This window comes from Nonomuraea sp. NPDC049504 (assembly GCF_040676845.1).
GTDB lineage: Bacteria > Actinomycetota > Actinomycetes > Streptosporangiales > Streptosporangiaceae > Nonomuraea > Nonomuraea salmonea.
The window spans coordinates 1-7,832 of sequence record NZ_JBFAPT010000070.1; the positions used below are offsets into that span (position 1 = coordinate 1).

Consider the following 7,832-nt stretch of genomic DNA (forward strand, 5'->3'; position numbering starts at 1 on the left):
AACACATCCGAGCTCGCCAATCGGCGGTAACGCTACAAATCCATTCGACTACAGTGCGACATCATGGACATTAACTCACACAACGCCCTCTCAGATCACCTGGCGCGTGATCAAGGAAAGCTGCGGTGCCTGACGCGGCTGTTGTAGGCGCCGCTTCTGGCGCCTCGCCCTGGGGTCCGCTGCGGTCAGCGCCTTCCCTGCCAGGAGTAGAAAGCGCCCTCCAGATGCTCGAAATAGTGATCGACGTGGTCTTCCGACCACTCCATGTCCTCGAGGATCGGAGCTGGATCCCCCTGCGGACTCCAGGCGTAGCCGTAAGGGCTCGCCAACGCCTCGCCTTGCTGAAAGACGACAACGCCGCGCTCGCGGCGGACCTCCTCAAAGTCCATCCCGCCGACGGTGCGGGGGCCGAGTCGGTCGCCGTCCCTCATGGTGCGTGCGAACGACTCCATATCTGCCGCCGAGCGGATGAATTGCTGGTCGTCGGTGCCGCGGAAGGCCACGATTGCCACGATCACGATGACCGCGGCTGCGAGGACGCCGACGAACGCCAAGGCTTTCGAACGTGAACCGCTGACTGACATGTGGCCTCCGGCTGATCGTCGTGAACATGGGTTTGATGATCGTAAACGGACCATCTGAGCGGCAGCCACCTGTGGCGATGCATCTGAAGATGTCTTGCTTGCTATCAAGACGTTGCGAGGCCGGGGAACCACGCGTCCTTCTTCGTCGCGGTCTTAGCCTGTCGAGAGATCATCGCGGCATTCTTGCGCTCGTTCTCAATCCATCCATAAAGCGCGTCGCTTCGAAAAGCGCTCCAATTCTGTCCTGGCCTGGCATAGTCGCGGGCGACCGTTCTCCGGATCTCCGCGAGGAGGGCCGGCTCGATGCTGAAGACCATGCCTGGCCGCCGCGACAGGGCGAGGGCTCGCCAGACAGGCATGACAAGGAGACGGGTGAGGGCAACGACCTCGGGGTAACGTCCTGCTGCCTCCGCCGAGCCGTGTTGGTTCGTTGTCAGCTTCCAGTGCTGACCTGCCAGAGTGACCATGCGCTTGCCGAAGCGCTCTTGATGGCGTCCCTCCCTTGTCCAACTGGAGAAAATGTAGTCCGCGTCGCGAAATGCGGTCATGACGGCCTTTCGGCCATAACGTCGACACAGCCTGCGATGCTGACGGTTGGCGTGAAGAACGTCCCCAACGTGATGAAGTCGCGGCTGTGGTTCGGCAGTTTCGCTGCTGAAGGCGATCCAGCGTTGGTGCCGCCAGCAGATCACGTCGTCAAAGTGATGCCAGCGGACAGGACCGCCGTCGTTCGGGCTCACGTCCTGCTTGAGGAGGCATAATCCGCAGAAGCTGCGACATTGATGAGCTTCACCAGGCCGCGGCCGCCCGCCGAGATTCATGCTGCCGAGCTCGTCCGGGGTGCTGAGCTCCAAGATCGCGTAGCGTAGCGATCGTTCTGGATAGCCGGTGAGGCGGGCCAGCCGGTGAGGAGGAGCAGGGATGCTCTTGAGCCTGCTGCCACTCACGAGCTCGCGCAGCGAGGACGGCTCGAGATGATTGGCCGTGGCGAGACGGTTCAGATAGGAATCCAGGGTTTCATCCAGGATCGGTGCCGGCCGCCGCGGCAGGAGCTGCAAAGGCGGGGCCTTCCAGGAGATGAAGAGCGGTGGTGAGGTCATGGCGCGTCGCCGCCTTCGGACTCGGCAGCGTGGTCGACCGGGATCTCCTCAAGAAGCTTGCGGGTAACGGCCTCGGTGCCGTCCTGTATGGCGGTGATGGCTCCGGCGCGGATCAGGTGCGACAGGCTGCCGATCATGCCGCCGGTTCGGCGGTGCAGGTATTTGGAAAGCGCCACGAGAGCGCCAGGCTTGTGGTGGTGGAGGCGGAGCTCGCCTTCCATAGCGGCGACCAGTCCCTTCCATTCAGCCTGGTAGGGGAAGGGGCGGCTGTTGATGAGGACGCAGCGACCGGCGATCTGTTTGCCACGCACTCCGGTGAACAGGCCCTCGCGCTCAACGTTGATGCCCGCATAGACGAAGGTGGCGGGCAGGTGCTCGGTGAAGTACTTCAGATGGTCGGACATGTCCTCGCCCGCGCTGGTGGCGAGGTTGAGGTTGTGGATCTCGTCGACCAGGACCAGGTCGCAGCGGGCCTCGATGAGGATTTGGCAGACGGCGTCGGCGATGTCGGTGGTGTTGGCTGATCTCTTGATCGAAGGCAAGCCGAGGAAGCGCGCGAATTCCATGGCCAGTTTGCGCGGCGACCCCTTCGGCGGGGTTGTCACGTAGACGACCGGGATGCGCTCTCGACGACCCGGGTGGCGATCGCGGGCCATCAACTCGTGGGTGCGACCCAACTGCTTGATCGCGGTGCTTTTGCCTGTCGTCCAAGGCCCAGAGACGATCATTCCGCGGCGGGCACTGGTCTCTCGCCGGTTCAGCAGGGTGAGCAGGCGCCCCTGCTTGGCGACCTCACGAACGGTAGGGGTGGCCACCACGGCCAGCTCCGAGTGATAGGTGATGCGTGTGTCGTTGTAGGAGGAGCGCTGATCATCGCTCAGTGCGTCCCGTTGTTCCAGGGTGAGCAGCTCGAATCTTGCAGGTGGATCATCGACGAAGCGTCGCCATCCCTCGAGCGTTGTGGTGGGATCGCGGCGGCCTTCAGTCACCTCCATCGTTTGGCCTCCTCATGTGCGTCGAAGACCCCAAGTGGGATGACCTCAGCCAATGGCTCATCGTCCTCGTCCAGGGACTCGGGCTCGGCGTTTTGCTGAGGTGGTGGCGGTGTAGGGCGCGGCCAGGAGGGTTCGGTGGTGGCGCGGGTTTGGGCTCTGACCTTGCGGTCTTTGACGGTGTCGGCTTGTTCGGGTCCTTGTCCGGCGCGAGTGAGCAGATCGTTGACTGCCTGGGTGATCTGCTCTTCGGTGGGCCGGTCCTGGCCTCGGCGTGCCAGGATCTCGCGGGCGCGATCCCAGGCCATGTCACCGAAGGGAGCGGCAGCGCTGCTCAGGTGTCGCCAGAAGGCGGTGATCCAGCCGCCGTCATGGTGATTGCGCACCCAGACGCGGCTGACGTCGTAGGGGTCGTAGTGCACTTCCCAGCGGTTCTTCCGGCCGGTCACGCCCGACGGCTGGTTGCGGAACGGTCTGAGGGCCTCGTCGTCGTAGATCCGGTGGTTGATCTTCACGCCGTAGGCGTTGATGGCTCGCCAGACCGCGGGCAGCAGCTCGACGTAGTCGTCGCCGGACAGCGCGACGGGCACGCATCCGGCTGCCTCCACCAGCGCGGCATACTTCTCGTTCGGCGTCATAGCCTGACCTGGGGTGAGGGGATCGCGCAGACCGTCATGCGGCCGGTTCTGCCAGGAGGCGACCAGCCATTCATCGAGCTGTTCTTGAAGTTCGTGCACCGGCCAGAGCGGTTCCTCTTCGACGGCGCGGCCGCGATACTCTGCCGAGCGGCCGGTGTAGCCGGAGACGTATTGCGCAAAGAGCGTGCCGACCGACTCCAAGGTCCGTTCGATGTGCGGTTTATCGGTTCCGGTCCGCGGGTGGGCCGGCTGCAAGCTGATCCCGAGCATGCGGCAGGCGGTGCGGAAGTTGGCCGATATGAACGCCCCGCCCTTGTCGTAGACGATCGTCTCCGGGACGATCACCGGTCGCGCAGCAGCCTGTTCCAGGCGCTCGTCCAGCTTCAGCAGACGCTCATAGGGCAGCACGGAACGGGACATGGACAGTGCCTGGACCCAACCTGGACGCATCGGCTCCGGGGTGACCGTTCGCGCCAGCAGGAGTGCCGCGTCCACCGACTTAGTAGCCGGCCGGAGCACGCCCGCAGTGACGGTGCGGGTGGCCAGGTCAACCATGCCGGTGAGCTCGACTCGCCCAACCACACCATCGTCGAACACCACCAAGATGTCCACCGGCGTGGAGTCGATCTCCATCCATTCGCCCGGACGGTTGGCGGTGACCTGGCTGAACTCGCCATCCGGGCGGCTGGCCAGCGACCGGCGGGTGCGGGCTGAACCCGTGACGTGGCGTCCACGGGAGAGCCGGTCAAACAGGCGGTAGAAGGTTGCGCGAGAAGGCATGCGGACATCAGGTTGGTCGGCAACGAGCTGGCCGACCTTCCAGTAGAAGTAGCTCGCCGTTCGAGTGGATCGCTCCGTGGACTCCTCAATCGCCTTAGACAGCGCCGCCAGCACGTGCGGGTCGACTCGTCCTGATGGTCCGCTGGCGCCTTCGTGGCGTCCGTCGACCAGCCCGGCCAGGCCTTGAGCCTGATAGCGCTGACGCTTGCGCTCGATGGTGCGCAGGCTGACTCCCTCACGGCCCGTCTTGGCCAGTTCGCGGGCCTTGGCCTGGTCGCGTTCGCGAACCGTGTGCAAGTCGGGGTCGAATTCAGGCCTCGGTCGAGTGCCAGCCGGGGCATCGGGACGCACGCCGGTCAGGACCTCGACAATGTGTTGCTCCCACCAGCAGGCCTCTTGGACGACCTCCTCGGCAAGGTCGTCCAAGAGGCCTGCCGGTAAGCGGTGCCCAGCAGGGCCGCCCAGGAGCTCAAAGGAAGGGTCGGCCAGCAAGTGCGGCAGGTGCACCGCGGTGGTGCCGCCGCTCTCGGCGGCGAGTCGTACCAACGTGCCGGCCAAGCCGACCACGGTATGCATCGTCTTCTCAAGGATGACCCGGTCACCGAGATGCAACCCCGGCGGCCTCGGCGTTCGTGCCGTACTCATCGCAGGTCCGATGCGCGAACGATGGCGGTCGGGCCGAGAACCGAGGAATCAAGGTCTGTGGTCAGATGCCCGGTCCAGAGCAGGTGATAGAGCACCGGAAGCGTCATCAGCTGATCACCAACCTGCTGAGCGCCGCGCAACAGCGCGGTCGGAGCGCTGAATACGTGGAGCAGTTCTTGGGCGAGCTCTTCCCGATAGCAGCGCCGGTGGCGATAGCCCGCCAGCCAGCGAAGGTTCGCTCGCAGCACTGGGTCAGGGCCGCCCGTTCGATGGAACTCCCAGCCCACCTCCTCGCAGGCGCGCCTCATCGCCGCGAATGCCTCAGTCGCCGCCGGATCGACTCGGTCGTCAGGTCGGACATCCACGACCAGGCCTTGGCCGTCGCGCGTCCGGGCGAAGTAATCCGGTGCATGTCGTCGCACGCGATCGTCGGCGGCCCAGGTGAGCCAGAAAGGTTGGGAGGCGAAGGCGACGATGTCCTGGTCGAAGTCCATCACCATTAGCACGTCGCGCTCGACCCACGACTCGTAGCCAACGTGATCGCCAGTCGTGGCAGACCACCACCAGCCTGGGAAGTTCTTCTGCCCGCGGAAAGACGGAAACGACCGCACAGCCGGCGCCCGCTCAAACCGGACATTCCAGCTCACAGCCAGCGGCGCATGCTGCTCAACTCCTGCACCGTCCAGGAAAGTCAGATGAAACCCCGCCCGCTCGACGCGAGTCGCCGATAACGCCGTCAAGATAGACCACCGCCACGTGTCGTACGCATTGCAGCCATACGAGGACGCACTGTAGTTGCCGAAGACGTCAGATGTCTGAGACTTCCGCCAATCCACGCCAACTTGGTGAGACATCCGCTCCGCGCACGCCACCTACATGCGGCACCGAGTGCGCGTGATCAGTCAGTCACGCCAACTAGGTGAGACGGAACGGCGAATCGCGCCAGGTGGATGAGACGCACGCCAGGTCTCGTGAGACAGGACAACAAGGGCGACGAGAACCTGCGCGGATCGTAGCAGGAAGTTCACGTGAAGCTACTTGCGGGAATTCTGCCTTCTCGCAAGTAGCTTCGAGGCTTCAACGCGCAACAGATCTAGTTTTCTTATTTCCAGTTTCTGGAAAATCGAAAATGGTATGCTGGTTGGGTGACTGCGGAGACCAGTGTCGTAACGCCTTGTAAGCACTGTGGGTCGCCGATCGAGCAGCGGCGGGGGAGAGGGCGGCCGAAGGCGTACTGTCCGGAGAAGGACTGCCAGGCGGCGGCCAAGCGGGAGCGGGAGTTGCGGCGGGCGACCCCCGGGCTCGAGGGGGCGCTGGCCAGGGCCGAGCAGCTGTACGACCGGATGGAGAGCGGGCTGGCGGCGGCCATCGAGCCGCTGGCCAAGGCGCTGGCCGAGGAGCTCAGCCCCGCCGGGGTCGAGGCCAAGCTGAGTGCGGTGCAGGCCGAGGCGCATACGCGGGTGGCGATCGCGCGTACCGAGCGGGAGCAGGCGTTCGAGCAGGTACGCCTGGCACGTGAGGCGGCCGAGCACGCCCGCCGGCAGACGGCGGAGATGCGGCAGCGGCTGGAGGAGGCCGAGAGCGAGCGGGAGACCGCGCTGGGTGACGCCGAGCGGGCTCGGGAGCAGGCGCTGGCGGCGTTGCGGGAGGCGGCCAGCACCGAACGGCAGGCGCTGCAGACGGCCGAGGAGGCCAAGCGGCGGGCTGAGCTGGCGGAGCGGCGCGCCGCGGAGGCGGTCCGTGAGGCGGAGCTGAACGCGCTGGCCAGGGACCAGGCCGTCCAGGAGCTCGCTGAACGCGTCGAGCTGGCCAACCGCCAGATCGCCGAGGCGCAGGCCGAGGCCGCCGAGGCCGTGGAGCGCGCCCGAGCCGAGGTCGCGCAAGCCAAGAAGGCGGCCCGGATCGAGGTCGCGCAAGCCCAGGAGGCCGCCAAGGTCGAGATCGGACAGGCCGAGGAACGCGCTCGGGTGGAGATCGCGCAGGCCCAGGAGGTGGCTCGGGCCGAGGTCGAGCGAGCGCGTGAGGAGGCTCAGGCGGAGGTTCTGCGGGCGCGGCAGGAGGCGGACGCGCAGGTCGTACGGGCTGAGGAACGGGCGCAGACGCAGGTCGCCCGGGCGGGGGAAGAGGCGGACGCGCGGGTCGCGCGGGTGAAGGACGAGGCGCGGGCGGAAGTCGTACGCGCGAGGGAGGATGTGGCGTCGGCGCGTGAGGAGCGGGATCGGGCGCGGGACGAGGCGGCGGCGGCCGTACGGGAGCGGGAGCAGGCCGAGCGGGAGGCCGCCGGCGCCAAGGCGCGGGAGGAGGTGGCGGTGCAGGAGCGTGAACGGGCCGTCGAGCGCGCCGTCACCGCGGAACGTACCGCTGCCGAGGCCGAACGGGACCGGGCGGTGGCGCTGAAGGACGCCGCCCGAGCCACAGCCGAAGCCGAGCAGCTGGCCGAGCGGCTGGCGGCGTTGGAGGAGGAAGGCACCGCCGCGCTGACGCGCGAGCGCAAGCTGACGTCGCGGGAGCGGTCGCGCGCGGACGCGGCGGTCAGGGAGCGCGACCGGGCGCAGGCGGAGCTGCGGCTGGAGCGGGTACGGCTGGAAGATCTGCGGGCGGAGCTGGAGACGGTACGGGGCGAGGCCGCGCAACTGCGGGAACGAGCGGTGGCGGCGGAACTGCGGTCGTCATAGACGGGTGCCCAGGGTCGGGCACGACCGGGCGTCCCTCCTGGGGACGCCGGGCACGAGAGCGGCCAGGCCGGGCCCGCGTGCGGTTACGCGGGCCGAAATCGATGTGGTGAGGCCGGCTCTGTCGAGTGCGGCCATGCGGGCTGGCCTCATGCGGTGCGGCCGGCTCCGGCGCGCGGAGTTGATGCAGGCCGGTTTCGATGTCGAGTGGTTGCGGCACCGGAACTGTGTTCCGACCACAAGCCTCACTTCTTCAAAGGGATCGACATGCAGGGGTGGCTGCCGTTCAGCCGCTCCCGGTCGATCTCCTTGCCGGGTTGCGTCCGCGGAAGTGGTGTACGAGTTTGACCTGGTCAGCAGGTGTGGCGTCGTGAAATGAGAACGGTCATCGCGTGATCCTTCGTAGCAACGATTCCAAGAA

Annotated in this window: 6 protein-coding genes; 1 reads left to right on the top strand and 5 read right to left on the bottom strand. The window is 66.4% G+C overall.

What is annotated here, in order from left to right; genetic code table 11:
* Positions 1–185 precede the first annotated feature (185 nt).
* The 5 genes from AB0K28_RS51415 to AB0K28_RS51435 all read right to left on the bottom strand — a co-directional run bounded on the left by AB0K28_RS51415 (position 186) and on the right by AB0K28_RS51435 (position 5,479).
* Entirely contained in the window at positions 186–554 is a 369-nt protein-coding gene (locus tag AB0K28_RS51415; protein WP_364385944.1) for a hypothetical protein, read from the bottom strand.
* 134 nt (positions 555–688) lie between these two features.
* Positions 689–1,684 (bottom strand): TniQ family protein, encoded by a 996-nt coding sequence (locus AB0K28_RS51420; RefSeq protein ID WP_364385947.1) that lies wholly within the window; start codon positions 1,682–1,684, stop codon positions 689–691.
* Positions 1,681–2,679, bottom strand: a complete 999-nt coding sequence (locus AB0K28_RS51425) for an ATP-binding protein (RefSeq protein ID WP_364385950.1) — start codon at positions 2,677–2,679, stop codon at positions 1,681–1,683. Before AB0K28_RS51425 ends, AB0K28_RS51420 begins: the two co-directional genes overlap by 4 nt.
* Positions 2,670–4,661, bottom strand: coding sequence for a Mu transposase C-terminal domain-containing protein (locus tag AB0K28_RS51430; protein WP_364385959.1), 1,992 nt, complete (start codon positions 4,659–4,661; stop codon positions 2,670–2,672). The genes AB0K28_RS51425 and AB0K28_RS51430 overlap by 10 nt, the downstream gene beginning before the upstream one ends.
* Positions 4,662–4,735: 74 nt before the next feature.
* Positions 4,736–5,479 carry a TnsA-like heteromeric transposase endonuclease subunit gene (locus AB0K28_RS51435; protein WP_364385953.1) on the bottom strand — a complete coding sequence of 248 codons (744 nt, stop codon included), beginning with the start codon at positions 5,477–5,479 and terminating at the stop codon, positions 4,736–4,738.
* A gap of 540 nt (positions 5,480–6,019) precedes the next feature.
* Here AB0K28_RS51435 and AB0K28_RS51440 point away from each other — a divergent pair.
* Entirely contained in the window at positions 6,020–7,414 is a 1,395-nt protein-coding gene (locus AB0K28_RS51440) for a hypothetical protein (protein WP_364385956.1), read from the top strand.
* Positions 7,415–7,832: the final 418 nt, after the last annotated feature.

Excerpts from the sequence above, each read along its gene's own strand:
- AB0K28_RS51420 (WP_364385947.1), bottom strand. The coding sequence starts at position 1,684 with ATGACCTCACCACCGCTCTTCATCTCCTGGAAGGCCCCGCCTTTGCAG.
- AB0K28_RS51425 (WP_364385950.1), bottom strand. The coding sequence starts at position 2,679 with ATGGAGGTGACTGAAGGCCGCCGCGATCCCACCACAACGCTCGAGGGA.